Origin of the sequence: Streptomyces sp. SM18 (genome assembly GCF_002910775.2) — a bacterium.
GTDB classification, from domain to species: domain Bacteria; phylum Actinomycetota; class Actinomycetes; order Streptomycetales; family Streptomycetaceae; genus Streptomyces; species Streptomyces halstedii.
The window spans coordinates 6,740,071-6,758,854 of record NZ_CP029342.1 but is presented as its reverse complement, the minus strand read 5'-3'; the positions used below and the strand labels follow the sequence as shown (position 1 = coordinate 6,758,854).

The window sequence follows — 18,784 nt, the reverse complement described above, 5'->3', positions numbered from 1 at the left end:
CCGACGCGTACACGCGCTCGGGAGGCGTACTCATGGGGGCTGGTCACGACCACGGGCACACGCACACGGGGCCGCCGCCGACGGGGACGGCGGCGGCCGCGTACCGGGGGCGCCTCCGGGTCGCGCTGGTCATCACGCTCGGCGTCATGGTGATGGAGATCGTCGGCGGGCTGCTCGCCGACTCCCTGGCGCTGATCGCGGACGCGGCCCACATGGCGACCGACGCGCTGGGCCTGGGGATGGCGCTGCTGGCGATCCACTTCGCCAACCGTCCGGCGGGCCCCAACCGCACCTTCGGGTTCGCCCGCGCCGAGATCCTGGCGGCGCTGGCCAACTGCCTGCTGCTGCTCGGGGTCGGCGGCTACCTGGTCTTCGAGGCCGTGGAACGCTTCATCACCCCGGCCGACACCCGGGGCGGGCTGGCCCTGGCCTTCGCCGCGGTCGGCCTGGTCGCCAACATGGTCTCCCTCTCCCTGCTGGTACGCGGGCAGCGGGACAGCCTCAATGTGCGGGGCGCCTATCTGGAGGTCCTCGCGGACACCCTCGGCTCGGTGACCGTGCTGGTGGCGGCCGGCGTCATCATGGCGACCGGCTGGCAGGCCGCCGACCCGATCGCCTCGCTGCTGATCGGTCTGATGATCGTGCCGCGCACGGTCAAGCTGCTGCGCGAGACGCTCGACGTGCTGCTGGAGTCGGCGCCGAAGGGCGTCGACGTGGCGGAGGTCCGGGCCCACATCACGGCGCTGCCCGGGGTGCTGGACGTCCACGACCTGCACGCCTGGACGATCACCTCGGGGATGCCGGTCCTCTCCGCCCATGTGGTGGTGCACCAGGAGGTGCTGGACTCGATCGGGCACGAGAAGCTGCTGCACGACCTCCAGGGCTGCCTGGGCGACCACTTCGACGTGGAGCACTGCACCTTCCAGCTGGAGCCGAGCGGGCACGCCGCGCACGAGGCCAGGCTCTGCCACTGACCGCCGGGCGCCCGGCGGTACGGCCGCGCCGGGCCGGGAGAGCCGCGGTACGGACCAGGACGGGGCCCGGCGCGGCCGGCGGGCTTCACTCGTTCCGGTACCGGGCCGTCCGGGCCGCCGCCCGCCGTCCGGCTCCGCCACGGCGTCCGGGCCCCGCCCCGGCCCGGCTCCCGGAGGCCGGTCCCGGCGGCGAGGGCGCTGGTCCCCGGGGTGCCGCCGCCGGTGCGCGGACCAGCCCGGCCCGCCGCCGGGGGCCGGGTGGCACCCGCCCCGCCGCGCCGCCCGGTCCGGCGGGACGGACATGCCCGCACCCGCAGTGCGGACAAGCGGCTTTTGTACGGCAGACTTGACCGGACTCCAGGGGTCCGGCGCACGAGGCCGGTAACCAAAGCGAAGGATGGGTATGCCGACCACACCAGCCACCGCGACGCACAGCTCGTCGAACGGCACAGCAGAAGCGATCATGCTCGAACTGGTCGACGAGAGCGGCACCACCATCGGCACCGCGGAGAAGCTCGCGGCCCACCAGGCGCCCGGTCAGTTGCACCGGGCGTTCTCCGTCTTCCTCTTCGACGAGCAGGGACGGCTGCTGCTGCAACGCCGGGCGCTCGGCAAGTACCACTCCCCCGGCGTGTGGTCGAACACCTGCTGCGGTCACCCCTACCCGGGCGAGGCGCCCTTCGCGGCCGCCGCCCGGCGTACGTACGAGGAGCTGGGAGTGTCGCCCTCGCTGCTCGCGGCGGCGGGCACGGTCCGCTACAACCACCCGGACCCGGCCTCCGGGCTGGTGGAGCAGGAGTTCAACCACCTCTTCGTCGGGATGGTGCAGGAGCGGGTGCGGCCGGACGCGGACGAGGTGGGCGAGACCGCGTTCGTGACCGCGGAGGAGCTGGCCGGGCGCCATGCCGCCGCGCCGTTCTCGGCGTGGTTCATGACGGTGCTGGACGCGGCGCGGCCCGCGATCAGGGAGCTGACCGGTCCGGCGGCCGGCTGGTGAGGCGGCGGCGGGCGGGGGACGGTCAGGGCACGGTGCCGAGGGGCATCGCCGCCCAGATGATCTTGCCGCCGCCCGCCGTGTGCGCCACGTCGCAGGTGCCGCCCGCCTCCGCGGTGATCTCGCGGACCAGCAGCAGCCCCCGGCCGCCCGTCTGCGCGTGGTCGGTGACCAGGGCGGTGGGGCGGTAGGGGTGGTCGTCCTCGACGGAGACCCTGATCCACTCCGCCCCGACGGCCACCTCCACGGCCAGTTCCGGTGACAGCACGGCCGCGTGCCTGACCGCGTTGGTGACGAGCTCCGAGACGATCAGCAGCAGTCCGTGCAGGAGGTCGTCCCCGGCGGGCACCCGCTGCCGCTCCAGCAGGTCCCGCACGGCGCGCCGGGCCTGGGGCACCGAGGCGTCGACGGCGGGCGCGGTGAAGCGCCACACCCCGGTGAACGGCACGGGGCGGGCCGGTACTGTCTCGCGGCTCTCCATCGACCGGCACCCGCTCTCGGCTCGGCTGTCACTGACTTCGCCTTCCACTGACTTTCGAGTAATGAGTGTCGGGAATGACACGGCCCGGACTCGGCAGCTGACCACAAGTGCCCGCTCATGACAGCAACGCGAAGGAATGCGTCCGCAGTTGTTCGGCAGCGGACCACTTTCCGCCATGTTCAGGATCCATCCGGTCCGTCACGTTCAGGGCGCCCTCGGTCACGGGTCCGGCTGTCGACAGCTCCTCACGGCCCTTCGACAAGCTCCTCACGGCCCTTCGGCGGCTCCGTGCGGGGTGTCGCAGGCTCCGCACCGTCCTGTCCGCTTCGCGCTCCTTCTTGACCCTTCGTGATCACGGGGCCGGTACCTGCCGATAGCATCCGGCGCATGGACAGGCGACAGGCGCAACGCGGCACGGCGGCCGGGCCCCGGCTGGAGCACGAGGTGGCGGACGGCGTCGCCACCGTCGTCATCAGCAACCCCGCCAAGCGGAACGCGATGACCGCGGACATGTGGGCGGCGCTGCCCGGCCTGCTGGACTCGCTGTCCGCCGACCCCGCCGTGCGCGTCCTCGTGCTCACCGGGGCAGGGGGGACCTTCTGCGCCGGTGCGGACATCACCTCGCTCCAGGACCCCGCCGGCCGCGCGCAGGAGGCCGCCGTACGGGCCGAGGAGGCGCTGGCCGCCTTCCCCCGGCCGACGCTGGCCGCGGTGCGCGGCTACTGCGTGGGCGGCGGGTGCCAGCTCGCGGTCGCCTGCGACCTGCGGTTCGCCGATCAGGAGGCGTCGTTCGGCGTCACCCCGGCCAAACTCGGGATCGTCTACCCCGCCTCGTCGACCCGGCGCCTGGTGACACTGGTCGGCCCGGCGACGGCGAAGTACCTGCTGTTCTCCGGCGAGCTGATCGCCGCCGAGCGCGCCCTGCGCACCGGGCTGGTGGACGAGGTGCTGCCGGCGGACGGGCTGGAGGAGCGGGTAGGCGCCTTCGCGCGGGTGCTGGCGTCACGCTCGCAGCTGACCCAGGCCGCCGCGAAGGAGTTCGCCGACGGACGGACCGACCGGGACGCGTACTGGGAGGCGCGGGCGCGCGGCAGCGGCGACACCGCCGAAGGGGTCGCCGCCTTCATCGAGCGCCGGGCGCCCCGCTTCACCTTCACGACGGGCCAGGACGAGGACGCCCCCGGGAGCCCCGCGGTCACGTCAGGATGAAGCGGCTCCTGGAGCGGGCCTCCTCGACCAGGGCGGCCGGGGCCTTCTCCGGCGACCCGGCGTCGTAGGGCGGCCTGGGGTCGTACTCGGTCAGGAGCTGGACCGCCTGGGCGTGTGTGTCACCGGCGATCCTGCCGAGCAGGGTGAGGCCCATGTCGATGCCGGAGGAGACGCCCGCGGCGGTGACGTACTTGCCGTCCAGGACGACGCGCTCGCCGGTCGGCTCGGCCCCGTACTCCTCCAGGGCGGCCAGGGCCAGCCAGTGCGAGGTGGCGCGACGGCCGGTGAGCAGTCCCGCAGCGGCGAGCAGCAGGGAACCGGTGCACACGGAGGTGGTCCAGGTGCTGGTGGCGTCGGCCGCGCGCAGCCAGTCGAGCAGGACCCCGTTCTCCATCTGCGCGCTCTGCCCGGGGCCGCCCGGCACGACCACCAGGTCGGGGGCGGGTACGTCGGCCAGGGCACGGTCGGCGACGAGGGCGAGGCTGCCCTCCTCGTTGCGTACGGCTCCCGGCCGCTCGGCCACGAAGAGGGTCTCCGCCCCCGGGGCGCGGCTGAGGATCTCGTAGGGGCCGACCGCGTCGAGTGCGGTGAAACGGTCGAACAGGACGATGGCGATCTGCATGGGTTCCCTCGTGTCGTGGCAGTGGTGCCGGTCGGACGGGTGCCGGTCGGTGCGCGGTCGTGGGCCCCGCGCCGTCACCCGGGGTGGGGGCGGAAGCGGCGGCGGTACTCGGCGGGCGCCGTGCCCAGTGCTTTGACGAAGGCGCGCCGCATGGCCTCCGGGGTGCCGTAGCCGCTGGCACGGGAGATCGCGGAGACGCCGTCGCCGGTGTCCTCCAGGAGGCGGCGGGCCTGCTCCAGTCGTACGCGCTCGACGTGGCGTCCGGGGGTCAGTCCGGTCTCGGCCTGGAAGGCGCGGGCGAAGTGACGAGGCGAGAACCCCGCCCTGGCCGCCAGCGCCTCCACCGAGAGGTCCTCGTCCGGGTGTTCGGTGATCCACTGCTGGACGTCCCGCAGGGGCGCGCGCACGGCGGTCTGGGCGGTGAGCTGCGCGCTGAACTGGGCCTGGTTCCCCGGACGGCGCAGGAAGACCACGAGGTGCCGGGCGACGCCGAGCGCGACCTCGCGTCCGTGGTCCTCCTCGACGAGGGCGAGCGCGAGATCGATGCCGGCGGTGACCCCGGCCGAGGTGGCCAGCCGGCCGTCGCGGACGAAGATCGGGTCCGGGTCCACCTCCACCGCCGGGTGGTTGCGGGCAAGCGTCTCGCAGACCGCCCAGTGGGTGGTCACCCGGTGGCCGTCGAGCTGCCCGGCTTCGGCGAGCAGCAGGGCGCCGGAGCAGACCGAGACCAACTGACCTGCGCGAGGGGCGTGTTCACGCAGCCAGTCGATGAGTCCTGGGGCGGGGGTCCGGGTGCCCTCGCCACCCGGCACGAGCAGGACGTCGGGCACGTCGGCGTCCCCGAGCGCCCCGTCCGGGACGAGGGTGAGTCCGTTGGAACAGCGGACCGGTGCGCCGCCCGGTGAGGCGGTGCGCAGGGCGTAGGTGACGCCGGGAAACCGGGAGGCTCCGGCGAAGACCTCCATCGGGCCGCTCACGTCGAGGCTCTGGACGCCGTCGAAGAGGACGACGAGCACGGTGCGCTGCTTCATGCCCGCCATCCTGGACGGGCCGGCGGGGCGGCCGCAATGACGGATTCCCCACCTTTCCTGCCATCGGCGCGGGCCCGCAGGCGGGCCGCGGTGCGCATCCGGGGGTTCGCGGGCCGGCCTCGACGCACCGCCGGGGCCGTGGGGGCGGCCTGCGGGGGCAGGTCATCCCCGCCCCGGGGTTACGGAGCGTACCGACCAGTCGGTAACGTGCAGCCATGCCTACTCTTCCGCCGCGCGCCGGCCGGCGCTGTCACAACGCGCTCAACCCGCTGCACTCCTGCGTCTACTTCTCCCCCGACCTCGGCAAGGAGTTCGGGGAACTGGGGCTCGACGACCCCACCGCGGTCTACTTCGCCGCCCGCGCCGGTGTGCTGGGCGCGGTCGGGCCCGGCACGGTCAGCGCCGCCTTCTACAACTTCAACCACGAGCTGGTGTCCCGTCATGTGCCGGCCGTGTGGTCGGTCGTGACACCCGCGGCCGCGGTCGGCGCGCGGCTGCGCGCCGCCGACGCCACGCTGCGCCGGGTGCTCGGCGAGGAGGTCGTCGCCTCCCCGGAGATGGCCGAGGCCGCCCACCTCGCCCTGCGGGCCGCCGAGGGATGCGCCCGGCACGCCAAGCCGCTGTACGCGGCGCACGCCGACCAGCCGGTGCCCGAGGCGCCGCACCTGGCGTACTGGCACGCGGCGTCGCTCCTGCGGGAGCACCGTGGCGACGCCCACCTCGCCGCGCTGCTCGCGGCCGGACTCGATCCGGTCGAGGCCCTGGTCAGTCACACCGCGACGGGCAAGGGCATGGCGCCCCGGTGGGTCCTGGCCACCCGGGGCTGGCAGCGCGCGGACTGGGACGCCGCGGTGGAACGGCTGCGCGAGCGCGGGATGCTCGACGGCGCGGGCGAGCTGACGGACGCCGGCACGGCGCTCAGGGCGGAGCTGGAGGAGGCCACGGACCGGATGGACGCGGCACCGTACGAGCACCTGGGAGCGGCGGGGGTGGAGCGGCTGACGGAGCTGGGGCGCGGCTTCCTGTTCACGGCCGCGGCGGCCGGGGCGTTCCCGGACGACCTGCTGGGGAAGGGCTGACCGGTCCGTGAGGCGTTCGCGGTCCGCGGATCCGCGGACCGCGTTCGAGGAGGTCGCGCGACACGGCACCCGGCCACCCGGCACAATGCAGGCGAAGGGGACCACCCGGGTGTGGACCACCCCCGTGGCACAGCCAGCACAGCCAGTACGAGAAGGCGAGTCGGGAAAACCGTGACGACGTCCATCGAAGGCAGGATCGCCGAGGAACTCGGCGTACAGGAGCGTCAGGTGAGGGCGGCGGTCGAGCTGCTCGACGGCGGGTCGACCGTGCCGTTCATCGCGCGCTACCGCAAGGAAGCGACCGAGATGCTCGACGACGCGCAGTTGCGCACGCTCGAGGAACGGCTGCGGTACCTGCGGGAGCTGGAGGACCGTCGTACGGCGGTCCTCGACTCCGTACGCGACCAGGGCAAGCTCGACGAGGAGCTGGAGGCGCGGATCCGGGCGGCCGACACCAAGGCGCGGCTCGAAGACATCTACCTGCCCTTCAAACCCAAGCGCCGGACGAAGGCGCAGATCGCGCGCGAGGCGGGTCTGGAACCGCTGGCGGACGGGCTGCTCGGCGACCCGTCCCTGGACCCGCTCGCGGCTGCCGCCGCGTTCGTCGACGCGGACAAGGGCGTGGCCGAACCCCAGGCCGCGCTGGACGGCGCCCGCGCGATCCTGACCGAGCGGTTCTCGGAGGACGCGGACCTCACCGGTGAGCTGCGCGAACGCATGTGGTCGCACGGCCGGGCCGTGTCGAAGGTGCGTGAGGGCAAGGAGGAGGCGGGCGCGAAGTTCGCGGACTACTTCGACTTCGCGGAGCCGTTCACCGCGCTGCCCTCGCACCGGGTGCTGGCGATGCTCCGGGGCGAGAAGGAGGACGTGCTCGACCTGGTCCTGTCGCCCGAGGACGGGGAGAGCGCCGAGCGGACCGGCCCCTCGGTCTACGAGAACATGATCGCCCGCCGTTTCGGTGTGGCGGACCGTGGCCGGCCCGGTGACACGTGGCTCGGTGACACGGTGCGGTGGGCCTGGCGCACCCGGATCCTGGTGCACCTCGGCATCGATCTGCGGCTCCGGCTGCGGACGGCGGCGGAGGACGAGGCGGTCCGGGTCTTCGCGTCGAACCTGCGGGACCTGCTGCTCGCGGCTCCGGCCGGCACCCGGGCGACGCTGGGGCTCGACCCCGGTTTCCGTACGGGCGTGAAGGTCGCCGTGGTGGACGCCACCGGGAAGGTCGTCGCCACCGACGTCATCCACCCGCATGTGCCGGCCAACAAGTGGGAGAAGTCCCTGGACACCCTGGAGCGGCTGGCCAGGGAGCACCGGGTGGAGCTGATCGCCATCGGCAACGGCACGGCGTCCCGGGAGACGGACAAGCTGGCGGGTGAGCTGTGCGAGCGACACCCGGAGCTGAAGCTCACCAAGGTGATGGTGTCGGAGGCGGGCGCCTCCGTGTATTCGGCGTCGGCCTTCGCCTCGCAGGAACTGCCCGACATGGACGTGTCGTTGCGCGGGGCCGTGTCGATCGCCCGGCGGCTCCAGGACCCGTTGGCCGAGCTGGTGAAGATCGACCCGAAGTCGATCGGCGTCGGCCAGTACCAGCACGACCTGTCGGAGGTGAAGCTGTCGCGTTCGCTGGACGCGGTGGTCGAGGACTGTGTGAACGGCGTCGGGGTCGATGTGAACACGGCGTCGGCACCGCTGCTCTCGCGGGTGTCGGGCATCGGCTCGACGCTCGCCGAGAACATCGTGGCGCACCGTGACACCAACGGCCCGTTCCCCTCGCGCCGGGCGCTGAAGGACGTGGCGCGCCTCGGCCCGAAGGCGTACGAGCAGTGCGCGGGGTTCCTGCGGATCCGGGGCGGTGACCCGCTGGACGCTTCCAGCGTGCACCCGGAGGCGTATCCGGTGGTGCGGACGATGGTGAAGCGGACGGGCGGCGACGTCGCCTCGCTGATCGGCAACTCGGGCGTCCTGCGCTCCCTGCGTCCGGACGACTTCGTGGACGAGAAGTTCGGTCTGCCGACGGTCACGGACATCCTCAGGGAGCTGGAGAAGCCGGGGCGGGACCCGCGTCCGGCGTTCCGGACCGCCACCTTCCGGGAGGGTGTCGAGAAGATCGGGGACCTGGCTCCGGACATGGTGCTGGAGGGCGTCGTCACGAACGTCGCGGCGTTCGGCGCGTTCGTGGACGTCGGTGTCCACCAGGACGGTCTGGTGCATGTGTCGGCGATGTCGCGGACGTTCGTGAAGGATCCGCGCGACGTGGTGAAGCCGGGCGACGTCGTCAAGGTGAAGGTCATGGAGGTGGACATCCCGCGCAAGCGGATCTCGCTGACGCTGCGGCTGGACGACGAGGCGTCGGCGCCGGGCGGCGGCCAGGGCCCGAAGCGCGAGCGCGGCGGCGAGCGTCCGCCGCGGCAGCGCCAGGGCGGCCAGGGCCGGCAGGACCAGGCGCGGTCGGGCCAGGGGCAGTCCGGGCAGCGGCAGGGCGGCGGCCAGGGCCGTGACCGGCGGGGCGGTGGCTCCTCGCGTCCGTCGGCCGCGCCGGCCAACAGCGCGATGGCGGACGCGCTCCGCCGTGCGGGGCTGACGGGCCCCGACCAGGGCGGCCGCAAGCGCTGAGGACACCGGTGCCGGGCCCGCCCTCCGCCGTACCGGCAGGGCGGGCCCGCCGTGTCAGCCGGCCTCGACGACCTTGCCGCCGGCGACCTCCAGGCGGCGGGTGGTGCGGACGGCTTCGAGCATCCGGCGGTCGTGCGTCACCAGCAGCAGCGTGCCGGTGTACGAGTCGAGCGCCGACTCCAGCTGTTCGATCGCCGGCAGGTCCAGGTGGTTGGTCGGTTCGTCCAGCACCAGCAGGTTGACGCCCCGGCCCTGGAGGAGCGCGAGGGCGGCGCGGGTGCGCTCACCCGGCGAGAGGGTGGTGGCGGGGCGCAGCACATGGGCCGCGCGCAGCCCGAACTTGGCGAGCAGGGTGCGGACCTCTGCGGGCTCGGTGTCCGGGACCGCCGCGCAGAAGGCGTCCAGGAGGCTCTCCGTACCGTGGAAGAGCTTCCGCGCCTGGTCGACCTCCCCGACCACGACGCCCGAGCCGAGCGAGGCGTGGCCGGAGTCCAGCGGCAGACGGCCGAGCAGCGCGGCGAGCAGCGTGGACTTGCCCGAGCCGTTGGCGCCGGTGACGGCGACCCGGTCCGCCCAGTCGATCTGGAGGGTGGCGGGGCCGAAGGTGAAGTCGCCGCGGACGACGGACGCGTCGCGGAGCGTGGCGACGACGGAGCCGGAGCGCGGTGCGGAGGCGATCTCCATCCGCAGCTCCCATTCCTTGCGGGGTTCCTCGACGACGTCGAGCCGCTCGATCATGCGCAGCGTCTGCTTGGCCTTGGCGGCCTGCTTCTCGCTGGTCTCGCTGCGGAACTTGCGGCCCATCTTGTCGTTGTCGGTGGCCTTGCGGCGGGCGTTCCTGACGCCCTTCTCCATCCAGCCGCGCTGTGTCTGGGCGCGGCCTTCCAGGGCGGAGCGCCGGTCGGCGTACTCCTCGAACTCCTCGCGGGCGTGGGCGCGGGCCCGTTCGCGTTCCTCCAGGTAGGAGGCGTATCCGCCGCCGTAGAGGGTGACCTGCTGCTGCGCGAGGTCGAGTTCGAGCACCTCGGTGACCGTACGCATGAGGAACTCGCGGTCGTGGCTGACGACGACGGTGCCGGCCCGCAGTCCGGAGACGAAGCGTTCGAGGCGTTCCAGGCCGTCCAGGTCGAGGTCGTTGGTGGGCTCGTCGAGCAGGAAGACGTCGTAGCGCGACAGCAGCAGCGAGGCCAGTCCGGCGCGGGCGGCCTGACCGCCGGAGAGGGCGGTCATCAGGGAGTCGAGGCCGACGGTCAGACCGAGTTCGGCGGCGACGTCCTCGGCGCGCTCGTCGAGGTCGGCACCGCCGAGGGCGAGCCAGCGCTCCAGGCTCTCGGCGTAGGCGTCGTCGGCGCCGGGCGCCTGGTCGACCAACGCCTGCGTCGCGGCGTCCATCGCCCGCTGGGCGTCGGCGACCCCGGTACGGCGGGCGAGGAACTCCCGTACGGATTCGCCGGAGCGGCGCTCGGGCTCCTGCGGGAGGTGTCCGACGGTGGCGCCGGGCGGGGAGAGCCGCAGTTCGCCCTCCTCGGGCCGGTCGAGCCCGGCCAGGAGGCGGAGCAGGGAGGACTTGCCGGCTCCGTTGGCTCCGACGAGCCCGATCACGTCGCCGGGGGCGACGACGAGATCGAGGCCCGTGAAGAGGGTGCGGTCGCCGTGCCCGGCGGCGAGGTCCTTGGCGACGAGGGTGGCAGTCATCAGGATGCGATCCTAGCGAACCGGCGGGCCGGCCCTGAGCGGGCCCGTGCCGGGCCGCGGGGCCCGGCGGACGAGGCGGAGAACGGCGACGGGAGTGGGCGCGATGGGCGGGACGGCGGACGTGGTCGTGGTGGGTGGCGGGGTCAGCGGGCTGACCACCGCGCTGGTGCTGGCGGAGCGCGGACGGCGGGTGCGGATGTGGTCCCGGGACCCGGCACCGGACACCACCTCGGCGGTGGCCGGGGCACTGTGGTGGCCGTACCGGATCGAGCCCGGGGCGCGCGCCGGCGACTGGTCGCTGGAGACGCTGCGGGTGTACGGGGAGCTGGCCGCCTCCCCGGCGGAGACCGGCGTGCGAATGGTCGCCGGGACGCACGCGGGCGTGCGCCTCGCGTCGCTGGGGCCCTGGGCGGACGGGCTGGCGGGGGCGTCGGAGGGGGCAGGGGGGCTGCGGGTGACGTTGCCCCTGATCGACATGCCGGTCCATCTGGCGTGGCTGGAGCGGCGGCTGGCGGCGGCGGGCGGGGTGCTGGAGCGGCGTACGGTCCGCGGCTTCGGGGAGGCCGCCGCCGAGGCCCCGGTGGTGGTCAACTGCACGGGCCTGGGCGCCCGTGAGCTGGTCCCGGACCCGGGGGTGCGGCCGGTGCGGGGCCAGTTGGTCGTGGTGGAGAACCCGGGTGTCCGGGAGTGGTTCGCCGAGGCGGATCCGGCGTCGAGCGCGACGACGTACTTCTTCCCGCAGCCGGGCGGCCTGGTGCTGGGCGGCACGGCGGAGGCGGACGACTGGCGTACGGAGCCCGATCCGGGGACGGCCGAGGCGATCGTGGCGCGGTGTGCGCGGGTGCGGCCGGAGATCGCGGACGCCCGGGTGACCGCCCACCGGGTGGGGCTGCGGCCGTCCCGGGACGGCGGTGTGCGGATCGAGGCCGAGGAACTGCCGGGCGGCGGCCTGCTGGTGCACAACTACGGGCACGGCGGGGCCGGGGTCACGGTGGCGTGGGGCTGTGCGCGGGCCGCGGCCGGCCTGTTGCGCTGAGCGGCGCCCGGCGGAGGCGCCGGGCCGGGGCCCGGCCCGGCGCCCTTCCTCAGGTGGGCGGGCGGGGCCGGTGCCGTTCGTCGTAGGTGACCTCCTCGGCGCCGGGGCCGATCCGGATCTCGAAGTCACCGTCGTACTTGGCGTGCCCCTGGATGACCGCCGACTCCACGGCCTCCACGCCGAACTCCCTGCGGACGATCAGGGGGTCGTGCCGCAGGTCCCGCATCAGGGAGACGCACATGCCGACCATCACGACGGTGAACGGCGCGGCCACCAGGATCGTCAGGTTCTGGAGGCCTGCCAGCGCGTCCCCCTCCCCGTTGCCGATGAGCAGCATGACCGCCGCCACCGCGCCGGTGACCACGCCCCAGAAGATCACGACCCAGCGGGCGGGTTCGAGCACGCCCTTCTGGGAGAGCGTGCCCATCACGACCGAGGCCGCGTCGGCGCCGGAGACGAAGAAGATGCCGACCAGGACCATGACGAGGATGCTCATCAGCGTCGCGGCGGGGAACTGCTGGAGGACCCCGAAGAGCTGTGCCTCCTGGGTGGCGCCGACCCCCTTGAGCCGGCCCGCCTCGTCCAGTCTGATCGCGGTGCCGCCGAACACGGCGAACCAGATCAGGCTCACCGTGCTGGGCACCAGGATCACACCGCCGACGAACTGACGGATCGTCCGGCCACGGCTGATCCTGGCGATGAACATGCCGACGAAGGGGGTCCAGGAGATCCACCAGGCCCAGTAGAAGACCGTCCAGCCGGCGAGCCATTCGGCCACCTCGCCCTGTCCGGTCGCCTCGGTACGCCCGGCGAGCTGCGGCAGGTCGCCGAAGTACGCGGCGATCGAGGTGGGGATGAGGTCGAGCACGATGATGGTGGGGCCGACGACGAAGACGAAGGCCGCCAGGATCAGGGCGAGCACCATGTTGATGTTGGACAGCCACTGGATGCCCCGCTCGACCCCGGACACGGCGGAGGCGACGAAGGCGGCGGTGAGGACGGCGATGATCGCGACCAGCAGGCCCGTGCCGGTCTTCTCCATCCAGTTGAGTTCGTGGAAACCGCTGCCGATCTGGAGCGCGCCGAGCCCCAGCGAGGCCGCGGAGCCGAAGAGGGTCGCGAAGATGGCCAGGATGTCGATGACCCGGCCGACGCCCCCGTGGGCGTGCCGGGATCCGATGAGCGGTTCGAAGACCGCGCTGGTGGTCTGCCTCCGGCGCCTCCGGTAGGTGCTGTAGGCGATGGCGAGTCCGACGACCGCGTAGATCGCCCACGGATGGAGCGTCCAGTGGAAGAGGGTGGTCGCCATCGCCGTCTGCATCGCCTCGGCGTCGTCGGCGGGACGGGTGCCGGGGGGCGGCGTGCGGAAGTGGGACAGCGGCTCGCTCACCCCGTAGAACATCAGGCCGATGCCCATGCCGGCGCTGAACATCATCGCGACCCAGGAGACCGTGCGGAATTCGGGCTCCTCGCCCTCCTGGCCGAGCGAGATCTTCCCGTAGCGGCTGACCGCGAGCCAGAGGGCGAAGAGCACGAAGCCGGAGGCGGCCAGCATGAAGCCCCAGCCGCCGTTGTGGATGAGGCCGTCGAGCAGGGTGTGGGAGGCGTTCTCCAGCGAGTCGGTGGCCGTGGAGCCCCAGATCACGAAGGCGAGGGTGAGGCCCGCCGCGACGCCGAAGACCACCCGGTCGGTCGTGGGACGGCCCTGAACCGGCTCGGCGGGTAGGTCGGCCGTGACCGGGAGGTACTCCCGGCCGCCGGTTCCCTGCTCATCATGTGACACAAATGGCACCTTTCACGCAATCCCGCAGATATCGCCTCCTGTAGGCAGTACCACACATGGCGTACATCTCCCGGCATCTGCGGACCGCGACGGCACGATCGCCCGACGGCGGAGAGGCGTCCACCGCGCCGTACGTCCGCCCGGCGCGGCCGGTCGGGCGGTTAGGCTGGCGGGCGTTCGTGCTGAACCCGCCCGTTGTGCTGAACCCGCCGGTTCGGCCGTGCCCGATCGGGCACGCGCGTCCGAGGAGCGTCCCTTGCCCGACCCGACCCCCCATCCGCAGCGTGACGTCCGGCCCACCCTGGAGGCGGTCGCCGCCCACGCCGGTGTGTCCCGGGCGACGGTGTCCCGGGTCGTCAACGGCGGTGCCGGGGTGCGCCAGCCGCTGGTGGACCAGGTGCGCAAGGCGGTCGACGAGCTGGGGTACATCCCGAACCACGCGGCCCGGACCCTGGTCACCCGGCGCAACGGCGCGGTGGCCGTGATCATCGACGAACCCGAGTTCCGGATCTTCTCCGACCCCTTCTTCTCCCGTCAGATCCGCGGAATCAGCCGCGAGTTGAACGCGCACGACGCTCAACTGGTCCTGCTGCTGGTGGAGGGCAGGGGGGACTTCGACCGGGTCACCCGCTATCTGGCCGGCGGGCATGTGGACGGGGTCCTGGCCTTCTCGCTGCACACGGACGACGAACTGCCCGCGATCATCCGCCGGTTCCGGGTGCCGGCGGTCTACGGCGGACGGCCTGAGCGGCCTCCGGAGGGGGACGGCGCCGGGACGCCGGTGCCCTACGTCGACTGCGACAACCGGGGCGGCGCCCGGGAGGCCGTACGTCATCTGGTCTCGCTGGGCCGACGGCGCGTCGCGCACATCGCGGGGCCGCGCGACCAGACCTCGGCACTCGACCGGATCGACGGCTACCGCGACGTGCTGCCGGACGCCGATCCGGCGCTGACCGTGGACGGCGACTTCACGGCGGACGGTGGCGCGCGGGCGATGGAACGGCTGCTGGAGGTCCGCCCGGACCTGGACGCGGTCTTCGTGGCGAACGACCTGATGGCCTCGGGTGCCCTGCGGGTGCTGCGCGCGCGGGGGGTGCGGGTGCCCGAGGAGGTGGCGCTGGTCGGCTTCGACGACATGGCCTCGGTCGCCGAGGCCACCGACCCGCCGCTGACGACGGTCCGTCAGGACGTGGAGGGCATGGGGCGGCTCATGGTGCGGCTGCTGATGGAGCGGCTGGACCATGGCGCCGGGGAGTGGCCCGCCTCGGTGGTCACCCCGACCGAGCTGATCCGGCGCGCGTCGGCCTGACGCCCCGGGCCCCGCGCTCCGCGTGCCAGGCCGCCCGTGCCTCCCGGGCGAGCGGCAGATAGCGCAGCCGTTCGGGCAGGACGGGCACGACGCGGCGCACCACCCCGCAGAACCTCCGTAGCCGCCGTTCCTGGGCAGCGCTCCATGCGAGACCGATCGCCTCGCGGGCGTCCGGCGGCATCAGCCCGATCGTGATGAACCGGCGGAACCGCGCGAGCGGCGGGAACAGCACCGGCCACAGCGCCCGGAGCAGGAGGCGCGCGACCAGCGGCCCCCGGTCCGGCGGCGGTACGGGACGGTCGGTGGCGACCAGCTCGTCCACGACGACGGTCCGCTCGATCTCCTCGGCGAGCACGGCGCGGTAGTACGGCCAGAACTCCTCGATGGTCTGCGGCATGTCCCGGTCGTGGATGCCGAGCACCCGGCCGACCTGGAGCCACTCCCGGTACAGCGCCCGCTCCTGCGCCTCGGTGAGCGGCCGGACCAGGTAGCGCGTGGCGTGCCGGTAGACGGGGAAGCCGGTGGCGTGCACCCAGGCGTAGTTGGCGGGTGTGAGGGCGTGATACGGGCGGCCCCGGGTGTCGGTGCCCTGGATGGTGCGGTGCAGGGCGCGCAGCCGGCGGCCCTCCGCGACGCCCGCCTCTCCCCCGTACACCCACAGCTGGAGGGAGTGCAGGGAGCGTTCGCCGCGCCCCCAGGGGTCGGTGCGGAAGACCGAGTGCTCGTCCACGCCCGCGCCGACGGCCGGGTGGGCCACCTGGAGGGTGAGCGCGGCGGGCAGCATGAGCAGTGCCCTGACGTCTCCGGCCAGGCTCCACAGCACACCGCCGGGCGGGGGCGGCACGGGCTCGGCCGCTCCGGTGTCCGCGCTGGTCATCCAGGTGCTCCCCGGGGGTCGGCGGCTGCCCGGGTCGGGTCCCGGGCCGGGCACCTCCCAGTATGCGGCGCCGGCTCCATGTGCGGCGGGCCGGTGTCCCGGAGCAGGGGTGTTGACGCCTCGGTGAAACAAGTCAATAGTATTTGTAACTTTGACTCTCCGGGGCGGGAGTGGGCCGTCACACGCCGTGCGAAGGACGGGAGCCGCGCCCGGGAGGACCCCACAGCACCCGAGCTTCAGGAGGTCGCAGAGATGGGCCGTTACAGCCGCTTACGCGAGATCCGGCGGATGGATCCCGCGCGGGACTGCGCCGAGATCCTCCGGCTGATGTCGCGGTACGAGTTCCCCTGGGACTTCCGGCAGGGCCTCGGCGTCGCCTTCCTGCGCGACTACGGGGTGCCCCGGATCTCCGTACTCCTGGACCGCACCCAGGAGTTCGAGCGCAACGGGCAGAAGCGCTACGACGACACCGTCCTGTTCGGGTACGAGATGACGGCGGAGGGCTTCGAGTCGGAGCGGGCCCGCGAGGCGGCCCGCCGCGTCAACCGGATCCACGCCAGGTACCGCATCCCCAACGAGGACTACCTCTACGTCCTGGCCACCACCGTCGTCGGGCCCAAGCGGTGGATCGACCGGTTCGGCTGGCGCCCCCTGTGCTCGCAGGAGGTACGGGCCCTGGCGGAGGCGGCACGCAGGACGGCGGCCCTGATGGGGATAGCGGACGCCCCGGAGACGTACGAGGGGTTCGAGGAGCTGCTGGACTCCTACGAGCGCGCGATGTTCGCCTACGACCCGGCGAACCGGCGGGTGGCCACCGCCACCTTCCGGGTCATGGCCCGCTGGTACCCGGCGCCGCTGCGCCCCGTGGTGGCCTGGGTCTCGCTGGCCCTGCTGGACGAACCGCTGCTGCGGGCGCTGGGGTTCCCGCCGCGGCCGCGCTGGGCACGGGCCACCGCGGAACGGCTGGTGCGCGCCCGGTCGCACGGCGTCGGCCTGTTGCCGGCCCGGCCCCGGTGGCTGCCGTCCAGGCCCCGGCCGCGCAGCTACCCCTTCGGCTACCACCTCGACGACCTGGGGCCGCACTGGGCCAGGAGCCGCCCGCTGGAGCCCCTGCCCGTGGAACGGCCCTGAGCGGGGACGGCGGCGCGGGCCCCGGTCAGCGGGGGCCGAGCAGCGGCAGCAGATAGCCGCGGGCGAAGGCGCGCACCTGTTCGTCGTCGTCGAGCGCGAAGCAGCTCACCGGGTTGAGGAGGAAGGAGACGGTGATCCGCACCATGAGCTCGGCCACCGGTGTCGGGTCCGTCTCCGGCCGTCCGTCGGCGCGCTGGGCCTCGCGCAGCCGGTCGGCCAGATACCCGCGCATGGCGAGGAAGGCGGGCCCGCTCTCCAGGGTGAGGAAGGGCAGCATGATCTCCGGCTCCAGCCTCAGCAGCCCGCCCACCAGGGGGTGTTCGCGGATGTGTCTGAGCACGGCCACGAAGCCCTCGACCAGGCGGTCCTGGGTGGTGGGCAGGGCGGCGACCGCCTCGTCCACGTCCCCCACGAAGCGGCGGTACTCGCGCAGCAGGCAGGCCGACACCAGGCTGTCCTTGTTGCCGATCCGGCGGTACACCGTGACCCGGGAGACCTTGGCGCGTTTGGCCACGTCGTCCACGGTCGAGCGGCGCAGCCCGAAGGTCATGAACTGCTCGCGCGCCGCGTCGAGGATCTGTTCGCTCAGCGCGTCGGAGGGCGGCGACTGCCCGAGCGCGCCGGCCAGCAGGGCTTCCCCGGTGTCCCGCGCCTCCATGTGAGCCCTCCCCGTACGCCGTGACGCGCTCCACTCAACCACAGGCCCGCCGGAACACAGACACTTGAAGCGTCACTCTGTATCGCACGTCCGGACACCCGGGCCCCTTGCCTCCCCGGCCCGGGGCCCTACCCGTGGTCGTACACCGTCACCGCCAGGCCCCGGCTCACCAGTTCGCCGGTCAGCAGGGGCTCGACGCGGTCCCAGGAGCCGCCGGCCAGCCCGCAGCCGATGCGCGGCATGTGGACGGAGGCGTCCAGCTCCGCCGCCCGCACGGCCACCTGGCGCAGGCCCGCCTCCAGTGCCTCGTAGCGCACCGGGACCCCCGTGGCGCCGGTGCGTATGCCCCGCTGGCCCACCAGGTTCGCCACCCAGACGTACGGCTCCACCTGGACGAACCGCACGGCCCCGAGGCCGAAGTCGTTGTCCGCGCGCTCGCGGTACCAGCGGCGGTAGGCGGCCTCCGGCTCCGGCCAGCGGCGGGAGAGGGCGAGGACGAACCCTCTGCCCCAGCCGCCCACGTCGTTGCAGCAGTGGACGATCAGCTTGACGCCCTCGCCGCGCGGCGCGGTGGCGTCCCCCCGTACGTACCTGATCCCCGTCATGCCCTCACCGTACGGGCCGCCACCGACAACCGGCCCGTTCCCCGGGTTCACGGGCCCGCGGGGCGCGGGGAGGGCGCGTCGTCGGGCAGCGGCCGGGGCTCCCGGGCAAGGTGAGGGTATGAGCGTACGAGGGATCGATCATGTGGGTGTCACCGTCCCCGACCTGGAGAGCGCGACGCTCTTCCTGGTCCGGGCGCTCGGGGCCGAGGTGCTGTACGACACCCTGAGGCGCGCGGACGGGCCCCGGGGCGGCCTGGAGACCGAGGAGCGGCTCGGGGTGCCGAAGGGGACGGAGCAGCGGGCGGTCCGCATGCTGGCGCTCCCCCGGGGGCCCGGTATCGAACTGTTCGAGTTCGACGGGCCGCGTCAGGAGCCGCCGGCGCTGCCGTGCGACTTCGGATGGCAGCACATCGCCCTGTACGTCGAGGACCTCGACGCGGCCGTCGAGGACTGCGTACGGGCGGGCGCGGTCCTGCTCGGCCGGCCCCACCCGCTGCCGGGCCCGGAAGAGGGCGAGCGGAACCGCTTCGCCTATCTGCGGACGCCCTGGGGAAGCACACTGGAACTCCTGACCTACCCCGACCCGCAGCCCTACGAGCGGACCACCCCGCGCCGTCGTTGGCGTCCGTGACGGCCGGCCACTTTCACAACGGTGGTGAGACAGCAATACTGTTGCACCTGATCGAC

General features: G+C 73.5%; 17 protein-coding genes. 9 read left to right on the top strand and 8 right to left on the bottom strand.

All coding sequences use genetic code 11. From position 1 onward, the window contains the following. Positions 1-32 precede the first annotated feature (32 nt). Together B9S64_RS29990 and idi are read left to right on the top strand one after the other, a co-directional pair. Positions 33-974 carry a cation diffusion facilitator family transporter gene (locus tag B9S64_RS29990; protein ID WP_037881114.1) on the top strand — a complete coding sequence of 314 codons (942 nt, stop codon included), beginning with the start codon at positions 33-35 and terminating at the stop codon, positions 972-974. Between the two features lie 403 nt (positions 975-1,377). Further along, on the top strand, positions 1,378-1,971 hold the full coding sequence (idi, locus tag B9S64_RS29985) for an isopentenyl-diphosphate Delta-isomerase (RefSeq protein WP_037881111.1): 594 nt from the start codon (positions 1,378-1,380) through the stop codon (positions 1,969-1,971). A gap of 22 nt (positions 1,972-1,993) precedes the next feature. On the opposite strand, the gene B9S64_RS29980 is transcribed toward idi, so the two are convergent. Next, positions 1,994-2,449 (bottom strand): ATP-binding protein, encoded by a 456-nt coding sequence (locus B9S64_RS29980; RefSeq protein ID WP_103489647.1) that lies wholly within the window; start codon positions 2,447-2,449, stop codon positions 1,994-1,996. 387 nt (positions 2,450-2,836) lie between these two features. Here B9S64_RS29980 and B9S64_RS29975 point away from each other — a divergent pair, with 387 nt between their 5' ends. Beyond that, positions 2,837-3,658 (top strand): enoyl-CoA hydratase/isomerase family protein, encoded by an 822-nt coding sequence (locus B9S64_RS29975; RefSeq protein ID WP_103489646.1) that lies wholly within the window; start codon positions 2,837-2,839, stop codon positions 3,656-3,658. On the opposite strand, the gene B9S64_RS29970 is transcribed toward B9S64_RS29975, so the two are convergent. Both B9S64_RS29970 and B9S64_RS29965 read right to left on the bottom strand, forming a co-directional pair. Then, positions 3,645-4,280, bottom strand: a complete 636-nt coding sequence (locus B9S64_RS29970) for a DJ-1/PfpI family protein (protein ID WP_103489645.1) — start codon at positions 4,278-4,280, stop codon at positions 3,645-3,647. The two genes, B9S64_RS29975 and B9S64_RS29970, sit on opposite strands and share 14 nt — an antisense overlap. A gap of 74 nt (positions 4,281-4,354) precedes the next feature. Beyond that, positions 4,355-5,311: a GlxA family transcriptional regulator gene (locus B9S64_RS29965; RefSeq protein WP_103489644.1), complete on the bottom strand. Its 957-nt coding sequence runs from the start codon at positions 5,309-5,311 to the stop codon at positions 4,355-4,357. Positions 5,312-5,526: 215 nt separating this feature from the next. Here B9S64_RS29965 and B9S64_RS29960 point away from each other — a divergent pair, with 215 nt between their 5' ends. Both B9S64_RS29960 and B9S64_RS29955 read left to right on the top strand, forming a co-directional pair. After that, entirely contained in the window at positions 5,527-6,390 is an 864-nt protein-coding gene (locus tag B9S64_RS29960; protein WP_103489643.1) for a hypothetical protein, read from the top strand. 171 nt (positions 6,391-6,561) lie between these two features. After that, positions 6,562-9,003, top strand: a complete 2,442-nt coding sequence (locus B9S64_RS29955; RefSeq protein WP_109492178.1) for a Tex family protein — start codon at positions 6,562-6,564, stop codon at positions 9,001-9,003. Positions 9,004-9,057: 54 nt separating this feature from the next. Here B9S64_RS29955 and B9S64_RS29950 read toward each other — a convergent pair whose 3' ends face one another. Next, a complete protein-coding gene (locus B9S64_RS29950; RefSeq protein ID WP_103489242.1) occupies positions 9,058-10,698 on the bottom strand; it encodes an ABC-F family ATP-binding cassette domain-containing protein in 1,641 nt (546 codons plus the stop codon). Between the two features lie 103 nt (positions 10,699-10,801). Between B9S64_RS29950 and B9S64_RS29945 the strand changes: the two genes are divergently transcribed. Continuing rightward, complete coding sequence (locus B9S64_RS29945) at positions 10,802-11,734, top strand: FAD-dependent oxidoreductase (protein ID WP_103505128.1); 933 nt, start codon at positions 10,802-10,804, stop codon at positions 11,732-11,734. A gap of 49 nt (positions 11,735-11,783) precedes the next feature. Here the strand turns inward: B9S64_RS29945 and B9S64_RS29940 are convergent, their stop codons facing one another. Further along, a complete protein-coding gene (locus B9S64_RS29940; RefSeq protein ID WP_103491797.1) occupies positions 11,784-13,517 on the bottom strand; it encodes a BCCT family transporter in 1,734 nt (577 codons plus the stop codon). 256 nt (positions 13,518-13,773) lie between these two features. Between B9S64_RS29940 and B9S64_RS29935 the strand changes: the two genes are divergently transcribed. After that, positions 13,774-14,826, top strand: coding sequence for a LacI family DNA-binding transcriptional regulator (locus B9S64_RS29935; protein WP_103491798.1), 1,053 nt, complete (start codon positions 13,774-13,776; stop codon positions 14,824-14,826). Here B9S64_RS29935 and B9S64_RS29930 read toward each other — a convergent pair. After that, on the bottom strand, positions 14,789-15,703 hold the full coding sequence (locus tag B9S64_RS29930; RefSeq protein ID WP_103491799.1) for an oxygenase MpaB family protein: 915 nt from the start codon (positions 15,701-15,703) through the stop codon (positions 14,789-14,791). The genes B9S64_RS29935 and B9S64_RS29930 overlap by 38 nt on opposite strands. A gap of 252 nt (positions 15,704-15,955) precedes the next feature. On the opposite strand from B9S64_RS29930, the gene B9S64_RS29925 reads away from it, so the two are divergent. Then, positions 15,956-16,834: an oxygenase MpaB family protein gene (locus B9S64_RS29925; RefSeq protein WP_103491800.1), complete on the top strand. Its 879-nt coding sequence runs from the start codon at positions 15,956-15,958 to the stop codon at positions 16,832-16,834. 25 nt (positions 16,835-16,859) lie between these two features. Here B9S64_RS29925 and B9S64_RS29920 read toward each other — a convergent pair whose 3' ends face one another. Next, a complete protein-coding gene (locus tag B9S64_RS29920) occupies positions 16,860-17,492 on the bottom strand; it encodes a TetR/AcrR family transcriptional regulator (RefSeq protein ID WP_103491801.1) in 633 nt (210 codons plus the stop codon). Positions 17,493-17,620: 128 nt separating this feature from the next. Further along, positions 17,621-18,097 carry a macro domain-containing protein gene (locus B9S64_RS29915; RefSeq protein WP_103491802.1) on the bottom strand — a complete coding sequence of 159 codons (477 nt, stop codon included), beginning with the start codon at positions 18,095-18,097 and terminating at the stop codon, positions 17,621-17,623. 118 nt (positions 18,098-18,215) lie between these two features. On the opposite strand from B9S64_RS29915, the gene B9S64_RS29910 reads away from it, so the two are divergent. Continuing rightward, the gene (locus tag B9S64_RS29910) at positions 18,216-18,728 is read left to right on the top strand and encodes a VOC family protein (protein ID WP_037881095.1); all 513 of its coding nucleotides are present in this window, start codon (positions 18,216-18,218) and stop codon (positions 18,726-18,728) included. Positions 18,729-18,784: the final 56 nt, after the last annotated feature.